The organism is Paenibacillus athensensis (genome assembly GCF_004514475.2).
Lineage (GTDB): Bacteria > Bacillota > Bacilli > Paenibacillales > NBRC-103111 > Paenibacillus_AL > Paenibacillus_AL athensensis.
Window position 1 is genome coordinate 74852 of the sequence record NZ_MYFO02000003.1, and the last position, 16513, is coordinate 91364.

A 16513-nucleotide genomic window follows, 5' to 3' on the forward strand; every position below is an offset into this window, starting at 1 on the left:
GGGGGGAAACCGGGATGAGAATGACAAAAAAAGGTTGGAAAGCAACTTGGTTATGCGGGGCGTTGGCTTTGTGCTTGCTGGCGGCCGGCTGCAGTCAGCCGGGCAGCGGAGCGGCGACCGGAACGTCCGCGGAGACAGGCGGCGCGGCAAGCGCCGGGGCAACGGCGGGAACCGGGGGCAAGGCGGTCGGATTTATTTTCGTCGGGACCAAGGATGATTACGGTTATAACCAAGCCGCTTATATCGGCAGCGAGGCGGTTGAGAAGGCGTTCCCCGATCTGAAGGTGCTGCGCGCAGAAAATGTGCCGGAAACGGCCGAAGCCGAGCGGGTGATGGAACAGATGATCAAGGACGGGGCCAAAATTATTTTCCCGACTTCTTACGGGCATCTGGACCCGGCGCTGAACGTCGCCAAGCGTCATCCCGACGTCGTGTTCTATCATCAGGGCGGTCTGAAAACGGCGGCTAATCTGGGCACGTATTTCGGCACGATTTGGGAGCCGGTTTATTTGGCGGGAGTGGCGGCAGGCAAAATGTCCAAGACGGGCAAGCTTGGCTATATCGTCTCCGTGCCGATTCCGCAGGTGCTGCTGAACGTCAATGCTTTTGAAATGGGCGCCAAGTCGGTGAATCCGCAAGCGAAGACATCGGTGGTGTTCACGGGAAGCTGGTGCGACCCGGGGCAGCAGGCGAATGCGGCCAACTCGCTGATCGACGGCGGCGCAGATGTGCTGAGCCAGCATCAGGACTGTACCAAGACCATCATCGAAACGGCGGAGCGCCGCGGTGCGATGTCGGTCGGCTATCATGCGGATGCGGCTTCCTTGGCACCGAAGGGCTGGATTGCCGGCTCTGTATGGAATTGGTCCGATCTTTATGTAGATATGGTGAAAACGGCGGTTGACGGCAAGTTTGCCGGCAGCAAATATGACGGTAAATATCGGGGAACGATGGCGGACGGCATTGTGCAGCTGACCGATTTTGGCGCAAGCGTGCCGGATGACGTCAAGCAATTCGTGGAGCAGAAGAAAAAAGAGTTGATGAGCGGAACGCTCAAGCCGTTCCTCGGGCCGGTCAAGGACCAATCGGGCGCCGTGCGGGTACCGGAGGGCCAATCGCCGACCATCGAAGAGCTGGAGGCCTCGGATTATTTGATCGAGGGCGTCATCGGAAACATTCCCAAGTAATCGGGCCCGCCCGTATGTGGGCAGGCCAAGGAGCTGATAGGAGCTGAGACCATTGAATACGCTGGATGAAGTCAATTTCACTTCCGGGAGCGGTCAGCTGGAAGGACCGCATAAGGACCGCGCCCATCAAACGCACGTTATTGCCGCTGAATCGCTGGCTTGGGCGCTGATGCCGGACCACCCGGAGCTGTATCACAGAGAGATCGTTTCTGCGGCGGACGCGGATGCCTTGGGCATCCGCACCAGCTCGGTGCTGTGGGAAAAGATCGGCGTCGGTGGCGCTGTACTGCCGCATTATCACGATGTAGCGGAGATCATTCATATTACGGCCGGCAAGGTGAAGCTGCTGTGCAATGGCGAGTGGCGGTCGTATCAAGCCGGAGATACGTTTCAGGTTCCCGCCGGGGTGGTGCATTCGGTGATGAATGACGACACGGTCCCGACCGAGCAGATCAGTATATTTCTGCCAGTCGAGAATGAGGTGCCGCGCAACCGATTTTTTGCCACGACGCTGGTGCCGGTGCCGTTGCCCGTGCGGCAGGCCCGCGACGCGGAAGAAGACGGAGCCGGCCGTATCTCGGGCGGCATAGAAGCCGGCAGCTCGGACGTCGGCGCTTGCGGCGCGAAGGAAAGTGAGTGAGCGGGGCTATGCGGACACTTCCGGTAACGGTTGGCGGGGCGCTGCCCTATGCATTTGAGTTTGCGCCGGCGCGGACGGCACTGGCAGTGATCGACATGCAGAACGATTTTTGCGAAGCGGGCGGCTTCGGCGAACGGCTTGGCAACGATATTCGTCCGGTAAGGGCGATCATTCCCGTCATTGCCGGGGCGCTGGCAGCCGCCAGGTCAGCCGGGCTGCTGGTTATCCACACGCGGGAGGGCCATTTGCCCGATCTGTCCGACTGTCCCCCGGCCAAGCTGGAACGCAGTCGCCGGCAAGGGGCGGGCATCGGGGACGAAGGACCGATGGGCCGCATTCTGATTCGCGGTGAGCGGGGCCATGCCATTGTGCCGGAGCTGGCCCCCCTGTCCGGGGAGCCGGTGATTGACAAGCCGGGCAAGGGGGCTTTTTACGAAACGAATCTGCAGGAGCGATTGGAGGAGGCTGGGATCGAGTCGCTGATTCTATGCGGTGTTACGACACATGTGTGCGTACACACGACGTTGCGCGAGGCCAATGACCGCGGCTATCGCTGTCTGGTGCTGGAGGATGCGACGGCGGCTTTTGATCCGCTCGATCATGAGGCTGCGATTCATATGGTTCGGCAGCAGGGCGGCATCTTCGGCTGGACGGCGTTCTCGGCCGAGCTTGTGGCGGCGCTGCGGACGTAGGCTGTAAGGAAGAGGAAGAGGAGGAGAACCGTGTGGAGGACAGGGGGAGCAAGGAATTCAGAGTGAGGGACTTGTTCTCGGTTCCCCACTTTCAAAATGCGTTGCTGCTCGGTGGCGAAAAGGGGCTGGACCAGCCGATCAGCCGAATTAACGTCATGGAGGTTCCCGATGTGGCCGATTGGGTGCGGCCGGGTGAGTTCCTGATGACGACCGGCTATCCGTTCAAACACGAGCCCAAGCTGCTTGTGTCGCTGATCGCGGAGCTGGCCCGCAAAGGCGTCGTCGCCCTTGGCGTCAAAACCAAGCGGTTTGTCGAGACGATTCCGCAGGAGGCCGTTGAAGCGGCCGACCACCACGGCGTTCCCTTGATCGAGCTGCCGCCGTCAACCTCGTTCTCCGACGCGGTCCGCGAAGTGATGGAGCGGGTTCTAGTCACCGAGTCCCGCGATTTGGCCGTCCTGCAAGGGCGGGTTCAGCGCCTGTCTCACGTGCTGCTGCACGGGGATGGGCTCCCTGCTTTTTTGAACCATTTGCAGGCGATGATCCGCAACCCGATCGTGCTGCTGGAGCCCGATAACGGCTGGACCGCTTCTGCCGATGCCCGGCAGCTGTGCGCCGCATTCACCGAGCAGGATTGGGCCGCCTATCGCGCGAAGCTGCGGCTGGAGTCTGGGGCAGCCCCGCTTGGCGCGGATGGGATGCGGGTTCATGCGACGGCGGTACTGGACGAGCAGATGGACGCGCATCTGCTGCTGATGTTCGAATGCGACCGCCAAGGAGGGGCCGTAGATACGCTGACGATGAATTGGGCCGGTCGGCTGCTGGGTCTTGAGCTGCGCAACATGCAGGCGCGCAAAAAAATTGAAGCCAAGTATCTCGATCAATTTATGCAGGATTGGGTGGCGGGGCGCATAGTGGCGCTCGTTGATTTGCGTCTGAGAGCGGAGGCTTGCGGCTGGGAGCTGCCCGACCTTGGCGTCTACACCGTGGGCGTCGTGTCGTTCCGGCAGGGATGTCCCGCTGTCAAGGAGCTGCAGGAGCTGGCTGTGCGCTTAAATCGGGAAAGTGCGGCCCGGAGAGTGGAGGCCCGCTGGACAGTGATGGAGGGAGAACTGGTCGTGCTGTTGGTAAGCGGGCAGTTGCCCGGCGATCAAGAAGCGGGAAGATACGGCCACACGGTTGGGTTGCTGGCTGCCGTTGCCGTCGAACGCGACTTTGTTCTGTGCATGGGGCGGGATGTGAAGCTGCGCGATCAGGTGCCGGACAGCTACCGCGATGCCAAACGGGCGGCGAGTGTCCGCGAAGCCTGCCGGGTGGCGGGCGATTTGATCCGTTACCGTGATCTGGGCGTTTATATGCTGCTGTACCGGCTGCTTGGCACGGAGGAGCTGGAAGAATACAAGCGCCTGTACCTCAAGCCGCTGCTGGAGCTGGAAGGGAAGCCGCAGGGGATGCTGCTGAACACGCTGCGGACCTATTTTGACTGCAACTGCAATGTGAAAGAGACGGCTGAGCGCATGTTTGTGCATTACAATACGATCGGGTACCGTCTGGAGCGCATTCGCAATGAGCTTGGCTTCCGTCTGGACGACCCGGAGACGAAGCTGCTGCTGCAATTGGCGATCAAGGCGCACGATATTCAGCGGTGAAACGGGCTGCTATGCCCAAAAAGGCACGACCCTGAGCGGGTTGTGCCTTTTGACTTGCTGGGGGGGCCGGCTTACAGCAAGGAGATGACGAGCAAATTGTACAGCACCAGCGGTAAAATAATGTCGTTCTGGGGCGGGCCCCACGGATTGAAGAACGCCCGCGCCTGCGTGTTGGACACGCGCAAGTACAGATGGCCTTCATCGATGTGCGTAATGACGCCCTCATAAGTCTGCCCGTTCATCATCTGAACGCAGACCTGACGCGACATGGCTTGGTGGCACAAGGCGAACAGCGATTCCTGTACGGATTTGACGGATTGGGAAAACGCCGGATCGGCTTGATACAAGGTTTGCCGAGGTTGAATCATGCTATTGTACATATGGATACCTCCAACATATTTGCATTTTCCAGTTATTGTATGCGAATGCCCAGGTAATGGTGTCGAAGCGGCAGGAGGGCATCTTGTTGAATTTGCATAAGCTCTTTTGTACACTTTCCGGTATGATGGTTATAGGAGGAAAAGTGAAAGGGGCTGCTCCATGTCGATTATTCTGTTTTATGTGACTGTTATTATTCTTTTTTGGACCTATGTATCTCTGCGAAAAAGAAACGAGGATTACCCTCAAGGCAGGTCCCCCCTGTTATATATCATCTATGCTTCGGTAGGTATCGGCTTGTTTAGTCCGCTTTTGACTTTGGCATTAAGTTTAATTGACGGAACTACGCTCCAGGATGCTGGTCCTATTGGCGATTGGATTGCCGGTTCAACCGTGCCTTTTTTTACATTTGCGGCTTTTTTGACGGCATACATGGCGTATATGAACCAGAAGGAAGAACTCGAATACGCGAGAAAGACAGCGGAGCAGCAGTCGAAAGCGATTGAACTCGGCAGATTTGAAAATACGCTGTTTCATTTGCTTAATGAAATGCAGAATTTCCATGATCGTATCGTTGTGACTTACAGCAAGAGACCTGAACAAGATCATGTGCATGTTTATGGGCAGCTGTTCTCCGAGTTCAAGGGATCACTTGAGGCGTATCTCAAAGATAAGAATAAGAAGCAGAGCGCTGCCAGGATCGAGCGATTGGTGCAGGAGGGGAAAATCTCCCAAGACGAGCGGAGCAGAAGGTATGAACGTGCGTTATTGGACAAATACGCAAATGCCTTACGAGGGTGTCCTTTGTATGAATATGCAGAATTATATCATCTACACAAATATATAAAGAGCATTTTACTGTTAATCAGGCAGTATAAGCTTGAGGAAAAGGACTATCCATTTTATATCCATTTATTGAATATTTATTTATCCAATGAAGCGTTGCAGCTATCCATTTACTATGCGTTCGCGATCCCCGAAGACGAAGTTTCAGCTTTAATGAGAACCTATGGAATGATTGAATATGTTGACAGCGAGGAAGATCAACACTTTTTCAATAGCGTAAGTCAGTAAAATATAGATGACATCTAGCTTTTACGGCAAGCCCTGCCAAATTTGCATGAGCCCTTTTATGCATTTTCAGGTATGATGGACGTAGGCTGTCAAGAAGCTAAGGAGGTTCGATATGGGAATCTTATCGAGGTTTAAAGAAATTATGTCCAGCAACTGGAACGCTGGATTGGATCGTGCTGAGGGTCCGGAGCAAATGGATCGTCTGATGCGAAGCTTGACCGGGGATTTGGGCAGTGTGAAGGCGGAGATGGCGGCTGTAACGGCGGCTGAAAGCAGAGCAAGGCGGGCTTTGGACGACTGTCAGGCCGAGGTGCAGAAGCTGCAGCGTTATGCCGAGAAAGCGGTTGAGGCCGGGAATGATCAGGAGGCGCGCAAATTTCTCGACCGCAAGGCGCCGTTGGCGGTGAAGGAAGCGCAATTGCAGGCGGCGTATGATCAGGCTGCGGCGAATAGAACGGCTATGCAGCAGATGCACGATAAGCTGGCCGCCGATGTCGGACAGCTGGAGGCGCGTTATGCCGATTTGAAGGCAAGATGGACGTCGGCTCATGCCCAGCAGCGGACGAATGAGGCGCAAGGCGCGGCAGATGCGATTTTGGATAAATGGGAAGACAACATCCATGAAGCTGAGGCGTTGGCCGAGCTGAAAGCGGATAAAAGCAAGGATTTGGACGCGCAGTTTGCGGAATTGGAACGATTGGAGAAAAGCGCGAGCCGGACGTCGGACGACGAGCTGGCGGCAATCAAGGAAAGCTTGAAAGCCAAAGAGTAGGGTTTGGACGATTCCAAGTTACGAGGTGACGCGATGTCGGTGATCGATTACAAGTGCCCTAGCTGCGGGGGCGGCATGGTGTTTGACAGCGGTACGGGCATGCTGAGTTGTCCGAGCTGCGGCAGGCAGGAGGATATAACGCAGATGCCCGATCCGCTGGCGAGGAATGTATTTGCGGCGGATGAGGCTGCGGAATACCATTGCCATAGCTGTGGAGCGGTCATTATGACGGATGGGGAAACGGCGGCGACGTCCTGCAGCTTTTGCGGATCAAGCGTCGTGCTGGGCGACCGGCTGGTCGGGAAGCTGGCCCCGGCGCTGGTGATTCCTTTTAAGGTGAGCAAAAATGAAGCGGTGCAGGCATTCCGCAAATGGTGCCGGAACGGCTTGCTGACGCCAGGCGGCTTCATGCATGCGGATCGTATCAAAAGCATCACGGGCATGTATGTGCCGTTCTGGCTGTACGATTTGCATAACAACATTCAGGTGCAAGCGACGGGAACGAAGGTGCGGGTCTACCGCAGCGGTGACTATGAGGTGACGGAGACGCAGCATTTTGACATTTACCGCGAGATCGTGCTGAATTATGTGCAAGTGCCGGCCGACGCTTCCGAGAAGATGAACGACGAGCTGATGGATAAGCTGGAGCCTTTTCCCTACGACCAGCTAAAACCGTTCAAAAGCCCTTATCTGGCTGGCTACATGGCCGAAAAATATCAATACACGGACGCAGACCTGCTGCCGCGGGTCAAAGAGAAAATCAGCGCGTACATCGAAGCGTATATCCGCTCGACGCTTTCCGGGTACACGACGGTTAACGTGACGGGCAAGCAGATCGACACCTTGCTGGAAAAAGCGGAATATGCGCTGCTGCCGGTCTGGATGCTGCACTATGGCTATAAGAAGACGGATCACATGTTTGCGATGAACGGGCAGACGGGCAAGGTGGTCGGCAAGCCGCCGATCAGTGCGGGCAAGGTTAGCGCTTGGGCGGCCGGCGTGTTCGCGGTTTCCTTCCTTTCGATGAAGCTGATTGCCTTGGCGCTGGGAGGGGGATTCTGGTGAGAACAAGCAGATGGGTGCTGGCGCTGCTGCTGGTTGTGACGATGGCTCTGGCGATTCCCGCTCAGGCGGGGCGAGCCGCAGCGGCAACGACAACGGCGGTGGACAAAAAGCTGATTGTCGACGAGGCGGGCTTGCTCAGCAAGCAGGATTACGACGAGTTGAATGCGTTAGCGAACAGTTACGGGGCGAAGCGGGAAACCGACATTGTCATCTATACGACAACCAATAGCAAGGGTACGAATGTGGTCGAGCTGACGGAGGATTTTTACGACGCGCAGGGGCCGGGGTACGATAAGCCGCACGGCAATGCCGTGATTTTGACGGTGGATATGCAAAGTAGACAGGTGTATCTCGCCGGCTTTTACAAAGCAAAGCTCTATCTCGATGACGCCCGGCTGGACCGCATTCGCGGCAAGCTGACGCCGAGTTTGACGAGCGGTGATTACGCGCAGGCTTTCCGTACTTATATAACTACGGCGTATCGCTATATGGGCGTCCGGCCTGGGGCCAATCCCGATAATCCCCTGTTTAACCTCTGGGTCCAGATCGTGGCAGCCCTGCTGATTGCCGGTCTGGTCGTGGGCGTGATGGTGTTCCGCTCGGGTGGCCGCGTTACGGTTAATGGCAAGACGTATGAGGAGGCTGGCGCTTCCAAGATTGTCGGGGAACGCGATATGTATGTGCGGACGACGATTACAAGGCGGAAAATCGAAAAAAAATCAAATACCGGGGGCGGCGGTTCGGGCGGCGGAGTCAGCAATGGCGGCCATTCGCATAGCGGCAGCAAAGGATCTTTTTAACGAAAGGGAGGATGGCGATGTTTTTCAAAAACCAATGGGCAAATGTGGTGGAGTGGGAAGAGTTCCGTGACGATATGATTTTCTGGAAGTGGGCCAATCGGGAAATCAAAAAGGGCAGCAAGCTGATCATTCGTCCAGGGCAGGACGCGATTTTCGTCAATAACGGCAAGATTGAAGGGATTTTTCAAGAGGACGGCGAGTACAGCATCGACTCGGACATCATTCCTTTTTTGTCCACGTTAAAGGGGTTCAAGTTCGGCTTCAACAGCGGGATGCGGGTTGAGGTGCTTTTCGTGAATACGAAGGAATTTACTGTGATGTGGGGGACGCGGAATCCGGTGCTGCTTCCGGCTCCCCAGCTGCCTGGCGGTCTGCCGATTCGCGCCAACGGGACGCTCCAATTCAAAGTGAATGACTATGTGACGTTAATTGACAAGATTGCCGGAATGAAAGACAGCTACTTGGTCGAGGATGTGAAGCTGCGGATTACGTCGGTGCTGGATCAACTGCTGATGAAGTGGATCAGCCGGGAAGGCAAGGACATGTTCAACCTGCAAGCGAACGCGATGGATATTGCCGCAGGCATTCGTGAAGATCTGGACATGCAGCTTTACGATATCGGGATGACGATTACCGGATTTCAGGTGATGAGCTTCAATTACCCAGAGGAAATCCAGAATATGATCGTCAAGACCGCTTCGCAGGGGATGATTGGCGATATCAACAAATACCAGCAGGTGACAATGACGGATGGTATGGCTTCCGGTCAAATGAAGGGCGGCGGCGTTGCTTCGGATATGGCCGGCATGATGATGGGCATGAATATGGCCAATGAAATGATGAAAAGGATGAATGCCAATTCCGGTCAGCCAACGCTGGGCGGAACGCCTCCGGCCCCGCCGGCAGCGGGCGGCGCGAAGCCGAACTTCTGTCCGAACTGCGGCACGAAAAATGAGGGCGCGAACTTTTGCCCGAATTGCGGGCAGAAGCTGGGGTAGTCGTATTTAGAAAAAGAAATTCATGAGGGAAGTTATGAAACGGTCTAAATATTGAAACGCTTCGCGGATTGCAAAAAATCAAGCATAGATTACCATTCAAGGCGAGTCTATGCTTGATTAAACAATGAGAATTTGTCATCGACCCTCTGCATCACTGGCTTTTTGAGACGGAATGTGTTATGATAAGGTTAATCGTATAAATGAAAACTAATTCGCATATTGGAAAAGGTCTCATGGCAAGATGGTGCTTTTTCCAATGTGTGAATTTTTTTATTTATAGAAAAGGATCATGTTAAGTTGAATGTATGGAGGGTATACAATGGAAACAGGTACAGTGAAATGGTTTAACGCAGAGAAAGGCTTCGGATTTATCGAAGTGGACGGCGGCAGCGACGTGTTCGTGCATTTCAGCGCGATTCAAGGCGATGGTTACAAATCGCTGGATGAAGGTCAACGCGTACAGTTCAATGTGGTTCAGGGCAATCGCGGACCGCAAGCAGATAGCGTCAATAAAATTTACTAGGTTCATGCGAAGCTGCTCTTCATTGATCAAGGGCAGCTTTCTTCTTTGGAGATACTAAATAAGTAGGGGGATAACCATGTACTTTAATGCTCGCAATAAGTATTTCGAGACGCTACCCGTTGAAAATACCCCAATCTGGTTGTGTACCAAAGAGGGATGTAAGGGCTGGATGCGGGATAATTTTACATTCGATTATCAGCCTGTCTGCTGTTTATGCTCATCTCCAATGGCTAGCCAAATGAAAATGCTGCCGTTATTGGTTAATTCGAACGACGATTTGAAATCGATTAAAAAAGGTATTCAAATTAAGTCCGCCCGATGATCGCTCTTCCTTCGTTGCGCTTCCGGTCGGATAGGAGGTTCTACACTGTTTATCAATCGACAACAGCTGCTGCATAAGGTTGATTTTGACAACGCTGTTTTTTTTGGCGTGCCCGTTTCTGTCTGGCAAGGGAGCCGACAGGTTGATTTCGGCGGTACACTCCTCCGTCACGACGATGAGGCGGTCTATATCGAAGGCGGGTATTTTTTAAAGAAAGACTTTCATTTTCTCGTAAGGCTGCAGGACTGAGATGGACGCCGTCATAAATAGCGGGCTGTCGGCATAAAGCCGCGCAGCCCGTTTTTGTTTTTATTTCGCGTTCGTATCCGGCTGATGAATGCCGAACAGGTTGCCTTCCGGATCGATATAATAGCCCTGCCACGCCATCCCCGGCAGCGCGTACTTGGGCAAAGCCACCTGCCCGCCCAGACGGAGAATCGCGGCTTCGGTGGCCTCGTAATCCCCTATGCCCAATGTACAGGCGTAGCCGTTGACGGCTTGACCCGGCGCTGGAGCCGGCCCCTGACGCTTTATCAGCGCTCCGTTAATGCCCATTTCCTTGGCATCGCCGGTGATGGCTCCAAAGTATGGCACTCCGGCATATTCGCTCCAATCCTCGAAGGTCCACCCAAACACTTCACCGTAAAAAGCTTTAGCTTGCTCCAGATCGTCTACATGAATTTCAAAATGAACGACTCTGCCCATACTGGCCTCCTCTACTTGCAGGAATGTTGTACCTATATCCCTATTAGCTGAATCTTTCCAATTTCCTGCTTGTTCATGAAGAATCCGGCAGCGGTTGGCAGGCAACCTAAAGTATACCCCACTTGCGCTCGTATTCTACGGACACCTCGTAGTCCCTTGGACTGAAGCCCTGACGGTCCAGCAGAGATACCAGATGGTTGTAATCGAAAGAGCTTGTTTCCAAAATAAGCCGCTTACCGCTCTTATATACGTCCCATGCGTCGTGGGCGTTTTGCAGCGTCTGAAGCAGCGCGTGGAACCGCTCCGAGGTGATCGATTGCGTCAGCGCAGGCCGTCGCCGGCGGTTGAACAGGCGCAGCCGGTTCAGCTTGGGCTTACCCGCGGCTGCGGACGGCTGGAGCAAAGCGACCTTAACCCGCTGCACGCAGGTATCGTTGGACACGTTCATGAGCGTTTCCTCCGTTTATTTTACAGATGAGACCAGAAGTCGCCAAACAGTTGTACCGACAAAACATAGCCAAGGATGACGTTGATCACGGCGCCGACGCCAAACGCGACCACGGGTCTCCAACCGATGGCGGTAAGCTCGCGAAAGCGCGTCGTCAGGCCAATCGACAAAAACGTGAAGGTAAACGCCCATGTGCGGATCGCTTTAATTGGCGCAATGACATCGGCTGTAATAACGGTTTGCGAAGCGGCGGACACATTCGCGATCAGCAGCGTCAGCAGGATGGAGGCGACAAAAAAACCGATGACGAATTTGGGAAATCGCGAGACGATTTGTCGCGCTCCGGCCTTGGGGCCGTCTTTGCGTTTTTCCCACAGGGTAATGGAAATGAAAGCCAGAAGGAAGCTCCATACGCCTATGAACATATCGCGTCCGACGACCTTCATTAACGTGAAAGAGGTCAGGGCATGATCGCCGAAGGCGCTGGCGGCAGTAATGCCCGCAGCATCGGCAAATTCCGATGTGCCAATCCACGCCCCGGCCGGACCGGGCTCGATGCCTAGCGCTTTAATCAGAAAGGATAGCAGGAAAATGAACACAACGGCATAAATGACGACAAGGGAAATCGTCACGGAAACATGCTCTTTTTTCGTCTTGATGGAGCTGCCGATGGCGATGGAGGCAGACACGCCGCAAATCGAACCGCCGGCGCCCAGCGTTGCGGCGAAGCGTTGGTCGAGCCCGAGCGCCTTGGCTACCCAATAAATGATCAGGAAGGTAATGACGGCAATGATCGTAGCTTGCAGAAAAGCGACGGGACCTGCTTTGGCGATTAACGTAAACGGCAGAGTAGCTCCCAATAAAATGATCCCGACCTTGACATACAGCTCGGTGCGCAGCGCAGAATCGAACCAGGCCGGAATGCGAAGGACATTGCCCAGAACCAGACCGACCGCCAATGCGACCAAAGGCGCTTCGATACTGTATTTGCTCGCAACCGTCCACGAGCTGAACACATTAATCAGCAGGCTGAGGCCAAACAATAGCAGGAAGCCCGGGATAAAATAAGTCGTTCGCACTTTGAGCACGGCGGTTGCGACCGTGAACAGCACGAGCAGCAGCGCGAATAAATAGACGATTCGCCAAGCGTTGCCGGTCAGTGTGGCGCGAAGCGAGTCCCCGTTCGACCATGCCGCAAAAGACGGGGTAAAGGATTTCAGCGTACCGCCGGTCGTCCATAATACAACGGCAAATACGACCAAAAACAGACCGATCCAAACCGTCCACCAATCTTCTTTGTTTACAAAACCAGCCCATTTGCTTTGTTGAGGCACTTGCGAGTCCGTGGAAATGCGGTTGACCTGAAGGGTTGACATGCGTTATTCACTCCTTTTTGATTTGCCTGGAATCGAATACACACGAGTGGTTTCCGTAGCAGATGCACGCATATGGTACTATCCTATGGAGGATCGAAGCGAATATGCGGCCTTTTTTGTATTTTAATCATACTAAACATACCTGTCAACTTGGATTTTAGTTTTTTTTATTGTCATGGGGAGACAAAGCGCCGGTTCCATGTTATTATTTTAATGAACACCATTCATTATATTAAAGCGGAGGCTTCTATGAGCGATTTGGACCAACGGGAGGGAGGGAAGGCGCGCCAATTCGGGCGGCGACGGCGCGGCGATGAGAAGGAGCAAGTGCGCAGACTGATTGTGGAGACGGCCGGAGAGCTGTTCGTTGAGCTCGGGTATAATGCGTTTTCCATGCGCAAGCTGGCGGAACGGCTGCAGTATTCGCCGGCGACGTTGTATTTGTATTTCCGCGATAAGGATGCGCTGTTGTTTACGATTGTGGACGAGGCTTTGTTGATCTTTCGCAACAGGCTGACTCAGGCGTCCGAAGGCATCAGCGACCCGTGGGCGCGTCTGGAGCGTCTGGGCGAGACGTACCTGGCCTTTGGCTTGCAGCATCCCGCCTATTATCAACTGATGTTCACATGGCGGATTGACTACCTGCTAGGCTCCCGTCAAGAAGAGGAGCTGCCGCGCATTCATGTGCTGCAGGTGCTGGTGGATGTCGTGGCCGAGGCGATGGAGCAAGGAGCGATGCAGTCCGGGGACCCTGGGGTGTATAGCGATTATTTGTGGGCGACGATGCATGGGATTGTCACGCTGGCGATTCAAATGCCGATGTTTGACGAGGCGCGGGTGGGGCAGCTGGCAGCGCATACGCGAGAGATGATCAGAGCGGCGTTAAAGAAGAGCTAATTTTTTTTACGAATTTTACTGAACGCTATTCATTAAAAGGGGGCTGAGATCATGTTGTTTTTTCATATTTTAGGAGTTATTCTGTTGCTTGGCAATGCGATGACGGCGGCATTCTGGAAGCTGCGGGCCGACCGGGAGCAGGACATGGTGTATTCGCTGCGAGTGGCGCGCGGCATTATGGCTGCCGACTACTTGTTCACGCTTCCGTCGATTGCGCTGATTCTGATTACCGGCCATGTGATGGCGGCTGCAAATGGTTATGCGGTGTTTGCCTGGAGCTGGCTGGGGCTATCGTATGGTCTATTCGTGCTGTCAGGAGCTATCTGGATGGCGGTGCTGCTGCCCGCGCAAATCCGCATGATTCGGCAAGCAGAGGCGTCGGTCAGACTGGGCAAATGGACGGAGGGCTACAAGAAGGCTTCTTTGGTGTGGAATGTATTTGGCACCATTTCCACGCTTGCACCTGTAGCGGCGCTGGTATTGATGGCGCTCAAGCCCGATCTGTAAGGCTCCAAGAATACGAGACAAGGCTGCTGGCATCGTGCGAAAAAAGAAAACCGGACCTGACACTCCCGGAGGCGAAAGCCGTCCGTGGGCGTACAGATCCGGTTGTTGTAGGGGCCTTCGGAGCGCGGCGCAGGCCGGCAGGTATACGGCGGCAGTCTGGCGTGCCGGGACTGGTAGCCTGCAGGCGCTCCAGCGCGCCGGATCAGGTCAAGGTCGCAAAGGCTTCCTGCGCGAACGGCAGCAGCTCATCTGTGCGGCCGTCGCGAACTTTGGCTGCCCATGCCGGGTCGACGAGCAGCGCGCGGCCGACAGCAGCGAGGTCGAACTCGCCGGCTTCGAGCCGTGCGGCCAATTCGGGCAGACCGGCGGTCGTGGAGCCGCCTTCGCCGCTCAGGCCAATCGAGCCGACCGTGATGACGGGCTTGCCGGTCAGCTTTTTGACCCAGCCTGCGAAGTTCAGCTCCGAGCCGGCAAATTCAGGCTCCTGAAAACGCCGCGTCGAGCAGTGGAAAATATCGACACCTGCGTCAACCAGTGGTGCAAGCAGCTCTGCCAATTGCTCCGGCGTTTCGGCGAGCTTGGCGTCGTAGTGGCCGATCTTCCATTGCGAGATGCGGAAGATGATCGGGAAATCCGGGCCGGCGGCTTCGCGGCAAGCGCGCACGATCTCGGCAGCGAAGCGGGTACGCGCGGCCAGACTGCCGCCGTACTCATCGGTGCGGCGGTTGGTATGCGACCAGAGGAATTGGTCGATCAGATAGCCGTGCGCGCCGTGCAGCTCGATGCCGTCAAAGCCGATGCGCTTGGCATCTGCCGCCGCTTGGCCGAAGGCGCGGACAATCGCGGCGATGTCGTCGCGCGACAGCGACTCGCCCGTCGGTTCGCCGGCCAGATTCAAGCCGGAGGGGCCGACAGCCGGCGCTTCGGGATGCGGCACCTCGCCGCCCGCGCTGCTCCGCTCCATGCCGACATGCCACAGCTGCGGCACGATGGCGCCGCCGGCTTCATGCACGGCTTTGACGACGGCGGCCCAACCGGCCAGCGCGTCTTCGCCGTGAAAACGCGGCGTATTCACGCCAAGGCTGGCGGACGGATGGTTGACCGTCGTGCCCTCGGTGACGATCAGGCCAACACCGTTCTCGGCGCGCCGCCGGTAGTAGCCGGCGACATTCTCGCCGGGGACGCCGCCCGGCGAGAACGCCCGGGTCATCGGAGCCATGACGATACGGGTGGATAAGCTCAGCTTGCCCAACGTGAACGGGGTGAATAAAGCGTCCCAATTGCGGACGTTTGCGGATGATACGTTTTCCATGATAGTTCCCTCCCTAAATCTCGTATTTCTATTTATCTATAAAAATAGATGTTTACCGCCGAATGCAAGCATGTTTGTACAAGCGAGGTAAACGGATGCCAGCGCAAGTTCTACAGCTCGTCCGCCAAAGCGGCCTTAAACGCAGCAATTCCCGGCTCGTTGCGCCGGTAGTAGGTAAACTGGCCGTAACGCCTGGATTCCAGCAGGCCCGCCTGCTGCATATTGACCAGATAGCTGGAAATAACCGATTGGGCGAGCCCCGACTTTTCGGCAATAACGCCGACGCAGACGCCTCCGGCAAAGCCGCAATCGCTGTTCGCATCGGCGCTGACGCCAAAATGCACCTGCGGCTCCTTCAGCCATTGCAGGATGCGATAACGCGTTTCGTTGGAAAGTGACTTGAGGATAGGTAAAGTGTCCATAACGCTTATTATATCTATTTTTATAGAAATGTAAAATCACTCGGCCTGTTTTTTTTCTTTTTCGTCGGCACGACCCGGGTCGCGTCTTTGTGCAGCAGCAGGATATACGTCCCGTCGGCAGCGGCAATCAGTACATAAAGCATGTTCAGCAGTACGGAGTGCGGGTACAGCGAATAGCTCCATAGCGACGCGCACAGCGTACCGAGCATTTTGGTCCAGGCGATGCCGAGTGACTGGCCGAACCGCCCTCTGATCAGCGCCATGCGGATAAACAGCAGCGACATCATCAGATTGATGGCAAAAGCCGAATATTTGCCTTGGGGATCGTGCAGCTCGACCGCTGTGCCCACGTGTAGCAGCAGGGCAATGGCGAACAGCGCGCCGACGGTGATGCGCAGGGTGCGCGGCGAAAGCCCGTTTTGCGAATAGCGCAGCAGTTGAAGCAGGATCACGCCATCCAGCGCCAGCCAAATGACGGTGACGATTTGCTGGACGGGATGGAACGGCAGGATGAACGCCCATAGCAGCTCCCAAGCCAGATTGGCGCACAAGGCAGCGAGCGGCATGCCGCAGGTGCGGTCGCGAAAGCCTTTGAGAATCAGCAGCACGTAAGCCATTGTCCAGAACAGAGCGCTGCCCAGCGCCAGCAGCCATTGCGCCTCGGTCGAAAGCGTGAAGCCCATCGCGTAAGCCTCCTTTTCATAGGGGTTGTTTACCCTAAAGCTATGTAGCGGTACGCACGCTTA

At 55.5% G+C, this 16513-nt stretch carries 20 protein-coding genes; 13 read left to right on the forward strand and 7 right to left on the reverse strand.

Annotation, left to right across the window (positions count from 1 at the left end):
• The first annotated feature begins 14 nt into the window (after positions 1-14).
• From B5M42_RS06860 to B5M42_RS06875, 4 genes are read left to right on the forward strand one after another with little or no spacing between them, the layout of a single operon-like run.
• Positions 15-1187, forward strand: a complete 1173-nt coding sequence (locus B5M42_RS06860) for a BMP family ABC transporter substrate-binding protein (protein WP_230632773.1) — start codon at positions 15-17, stop codon at positions 1185-1187.
• Positions 1188-1239: 52 nt separating this feature from the next.
• Positions 1240-1827, forward strand: a complete 588-nt coding sequence (locus B5M42_RS06865) for a cupin domain-containing protein (RefSeq protein WP_230632775.1) — start codon at positions 1240-1242, stop codon at positions 1825-1827.
• A gap of 8 nt (positions 1828-1835) precedes the next feature.
• Positions 1836-2519 carry a cysteine hydrolase family protein gene (locus tag B5M42_RS06870; protein WP_134753899.1) on the forward strand — a complete coding sequence of 228 codons (684 nt, stop codon included), beginning with the start codon at positions 1836-1838 and terminating at the stop codon, positions 2517-2519.
• Positions 2520-2551: 32 nt separating this feature from the next.
• Complete coding sequence (locus B5M42_RS06875) at positions 2552-4168, forward strand: PucR family transcriptional regulator (protein WP_134753901.1); 1617 nt, start codon at positions 2552-2554, stop codon at positions 4166-4168.
• Between the two features lie 71 nt (positions 4169-4239).
• Here the strand turns inward: B5M42_RS06875 and B5M42_RS06880 are convergent, their stop codons facing one another.
• The gene (locus tag B5M42_RS06880; protein WP_134753903.1) at positions 4240-4548 is read right to left on the reverse strand and encodes an acetyl-CoA acetyltransferase; all 309 of its coding nucleotides are present in this window, start codon (positions 4546-4548) and stop codon (positions 4240-4242) included.
• Between the two features lie 160 nt (positions 4549-4708).
• On the opposite strand from B5M42_RS06880, the gene B5M42_RS06885 reads away from it, so the two are divergent.
• The 7 genes from B5M42_RS06885 to B5M42_RS06915 all read left to right on the forward strand — a co-directional run bounded on the left by B5M42_RS06885 (position 4709) and on the right by B5M42_RS06915 (position 10100).
• Positions 4709-5620, forward strand: a complete 912-nt coding sequence (locus B5M42_RS06885) for a hypothetical protein (RefSeq protein ID WP_134753905.1) — start codon at positions 4709-4711, stop codon at positions 5618-5620.
• 112 nt (positions 5621-5732) lie between these two features.
• Positions 5733-6392 (forward strand): PspA/IM30 family protein, encoded by a 660-nt coding sequence (locus B5M42_RS06890; RefSeq protein ID WP_134753907.1) that lies wholly within the window; start codon positions 5733-5735, stop codon positions 6390-6392.
• Between the two features lie 33 nt (positions 6393-6425).
• Positions 6426-7457: a TFIIB-type zinc ribbon-containing protein gene (locus tag B5M42_RS06895; RefSeq protein ID WP_134753909.1), complete on the forward strand. Its 1032-nt coding sequence runs from the start codon at positions 6426-6428 to the stop codon at positions 7455-7457.
• Positions 7454-8257, forward strand: a complete 804-nt coding sequence (locus B5M42_RS06900) for a TPM domain-containing protein (RefSeq protein ID WP_230632777.1) — start codon at positions 7454-7456, stop codon at positions 8255-8257. Before B5M42_RS06895 ends, B5M42_RS06900 begins: the two co-directional genes overlap by 4 nt.
• A 17-nt stretch (positions 8258-8274) precedes the next feature.
• The gene (locus tag B5M42_RS06905) at positions 8275-9255 is read left to right on the forward strand and encodes an SPFH domain-containing protein (RefSeq protein ID WP_134753911.1); all 981 of its coding nucleotides are present in this window, start codon (positions 8275-8277) and stop codon (positions 9253-9255) included.
• A gap of 319 nt (positions 9256-9574) precedes the next feature.
• A complete protein-coding gene (locus B5M42_RS06910) occupies positions 9575-9778 on the forward strand; it encodes a cold-shock protein (RefSeq protein WP_134753913.1) in 204 nt (67 codons plus the stop codon).
• A 76-nt stretch (positions 9779-9854) separates the two neighbouring features.
• Positions 9855-10100 carry a cold-shock protein gene (locus B5M42_RS06915; RefSeq protein ID WP_134753915.1) on the forward strand — a complete coding sequence of 82 codons (246 nt, stop codon included), beginning with the start codon at positions 9855-9857 and terminating at the stop codon, positions 10098-10100.
• A 309-nt stretch (positions 10101-10409) separates the two neighbouring features.
• On the opposite strand, the gene B5M42_RS06920 is transcribed toward B5M42_RS06915, so the two are convergent.
• The 3 genes from B5M42_RS06920 to B5M42_RS06930 form a co-directional block, all read right to left on the reverse strand.
• The gene (locus tag B5M42_RS06920; RefSeq protein ID WP_134753917.1) at positions 10410-10805 is read right to left on the reverse strand and encodes a VOC family protein; all 396 of its coding nucleotides are present in this window, start codon (positions 10803-10805) and stop codon (positions 10410-10412) included.
• Between the two features lie 106 nt (positions 10806-10911).
• On the reverse strand, positions 10912-11253 hold the full coding sequence (locus tag B5M42_RS06925; protein ID WP_134753919.1) for a hypothetical protein: 342 nt from the start codon (positions 11251-11253) through the stop codon (positions 10912-10914).
• 20 nt (positions 11254-11273) lie between these two features.
• Positions 11274-12629 (reverse strand): YeiH family protein, encoded by a 1356-nt coding sequence (locus B5M42_RS06930; RefSeq protein WP_134753921.1) that lies wholly within the window; start codon positions 12627-12629, stop codon positions 11274-11276.
• Between the two features lie 249 nt (positions 12630-12878).
• On the opposite strand from B5M42_RS06930, the gene B5M42_RS06935 reads away from it, so the two are divergent.
• Both B5M42_RS06935 and B5M42_RS06940 read left to right on the forward strand, forming a co-directional pair.
• Positions 12879-13526 carry a TetR/AcrR family transcriptional regulator gene (locus tag B5M42_RS06935; RefSeq protein ID WP_167689999.1) on the forward strand — a complete coding sequence of 216 codons (648 nt, stop codon included), beginning with the start codon at positions 12879-12881 and terminating at the stop codon, positions 13524-13526.
• 51 nt (positions 13527-13577) lie between these two features.
• Positions 13578-14033 carry a DUF2269 family protein gene (locus B5M42_RS06940; protein WP_134753925.1) on the forward strand — a complete coding sequence of 152 codons (456 nt, stop codon included), beginning with the start codon at positions 13578-13580 and terminating at the stop codon, positions 14031-14033.
• Positions 14034-14235: 202 nt separating this feature from the next.
• Here the strand turns inward: B5M42_RS06940 and B5M42_RS06945 are convergent, their stop codons facing one another.
• The 3 genes from B5M42_RS06945 to B5M42_RS06955 all read right to left on the reverse strand — a co-directional run bounded on the left by B5M42_RS06945 (position 14236) and on the right by B5M42_RS06955 (position 16450).
• Positions 14236-15345 carry an NADH:flavin oxidoreductase gene (locus tag B5M42_RS06945; RefSeq protein WP_134753927.1) on the reverse strand — a complete coding sequence of 370 codons (1110 nt, stop codon included), beginning with the start codon at positions 15343-15345 and terminating at the stop codon, positions 14236-14238.
• A gap of 110 nt (positions 15346-15455) precedes the next feature.
• The gene (locus B5M42_RS06950) at positions 15456-15767 is read right to left on the reverse strand and encodes an ArsR/SmtB family transcription factor (RefSeq protein WP_134753929.1); all 312 of its coding nucleotides are present in this window, start codon (positions 15765-15767) and stop codon (positions 15456-15458) included.
• Positions 15768-15787: 20 nt separating this feature from the next.
• Entirely contained in the window at positions 15788-16450 is a 663-nt protein-coding gene (locus tag B5M42_RS06955) for a transmembrane-type terpene cyclase (RefSeq protein ID WP_134753931.1), read from the reverse strand.
• Between the last annotated feature and the right edge of the window lie 63 nt (positions 16451-16513).

What these genes read in the sequence shown, in the direction of transcription:
- B5M42_RS06860 (WP_230632773.1), top strand. Translation starts at nt 15, where the DNA reads ATGAGAATGACAAAAAAAGGTTGGAAAGCAACTTGGTTATGCGGGGCG.
- B5M42_RS06870 (WP_134753899.1), top strand. Translation starts at nt 1,836, where the DNA reads ATGCGGACACTTCCGGTAACGGTTGGCGGGGCGCTGCCCTATGCATTT.
- B5M42_RS06880 (WP_134753903.1), bottom strand. Translation starts at nt 4,548, where the DNA reads ATGTACAATAGCATGATTCAACCTCGGCAAACCTTGTATCAAGCCGAT.
- B5M42_RS06885 (WP_134753905.1), top strand. Translation starts at nt 4,709, where the DNA reads ATGTCGATTATTCTGTTTTATGTGACTGTTATTATTCTTTTTTGGACC.
- B5M42_RS06890 (WP_134753907.1), top strand. Translation starts at nt 5,733, where the DNA reads ATGGGAATCTTATCGAGGTTTAAAGAAATTATGTCCAGCAACTGGAAC.
- B5M42_RS06895 (WP_134753909.1), top strand. Translation starts at nt 6,426, where the DNA reads ATGTCGGTGATCGATTACAAGTGCCCTAGCTGCGGGGGCGGCATGGTG.
- B5M42_RS06905 (WP_134753911.1), top strand. Translation starts at nt 8,275, where the DNA reads ATGTTTTTCAAAAACCAATGGGCAAATGTGGTGGAGTGGGAAGAGTTC.
- B5M42_RS06910 (WP_134753913.1), top strand. Translation starts at nt 9,575, where the DNA reads ATGGAAACAGGTACAGTGAAATGGTTTAACGCAGAGAAAGGCTTCGGA.
- B5M42_RS06915 (WP_134753915.1), top strand. Translation starts at nt 9,855, where the DNA reads ATGTACTTTAATGCTCGCAATAAGTATTTCGAGACGCTACCCGTTGAA.
- B5M42_RS06920 (WP_134753917.1), bottom strand. Translation starts at nt 10,805, where the DNA reads ATGGGCAGAGTCGTTCATTTTGAAATTCATGTAGACGATCTGGAGCAA.
- B5M42_RS06925 (WP_134753919.1), bottom strand. Translation starts at nt 11,253, where the DNA reads ATGAACGTGTCCAACGATACCTGCGTGCAGCGGGTTAAGGTCGCTTTG.
- B5M42_RS06930 (WP_134753921.1), bottom strand. Translation starts at nt 12,629, where the DNA reads ATGTCAACCCTTCAGGTCAACCGCATTTCCACGGACTCGCAAGTGCCT.
- B5M42_RS06935 (WP_167689999.1), top strand. Translation starts at nt 12,879, where the DNA reads ATGAGCGATTTGGACCAACGGGAGGGAGGGAAGGCGCGCCAATTCGGG.
- B5M42_RS06940 (WP_134753925.1), top strand. Translation starts at nt 13,578, where the DNA reads ATGTTGTTTTTTCATATTTTAGGAGTTATTCTGTTGCTTGGCAATGCG.
- B5M42_RS06945 (WP_134753927.1), bottom strand. Translation starts at nt 15,345, where the DNA reads ATGGAAAACGTATCATCCGCAAACGTCCGCAATTGGGACGCTTTATTC.
- B5M42_RS06950 (WP_134753929.1), bottom strand. Translation starts at nt 15,767, where the DNA reads ATGGACACTTTACCTATCCTCAAGTCACTTTCCAACGAAACGCGTTAT.
- B5M42_RS06955 (WP_134753931.1), bottom strand. Translation starts at nt 16,450, where the DNA reads ATGGGCTTCACGCTTTCGACCGAGGCGCAATGGCTGCTGGCGCTGGGC.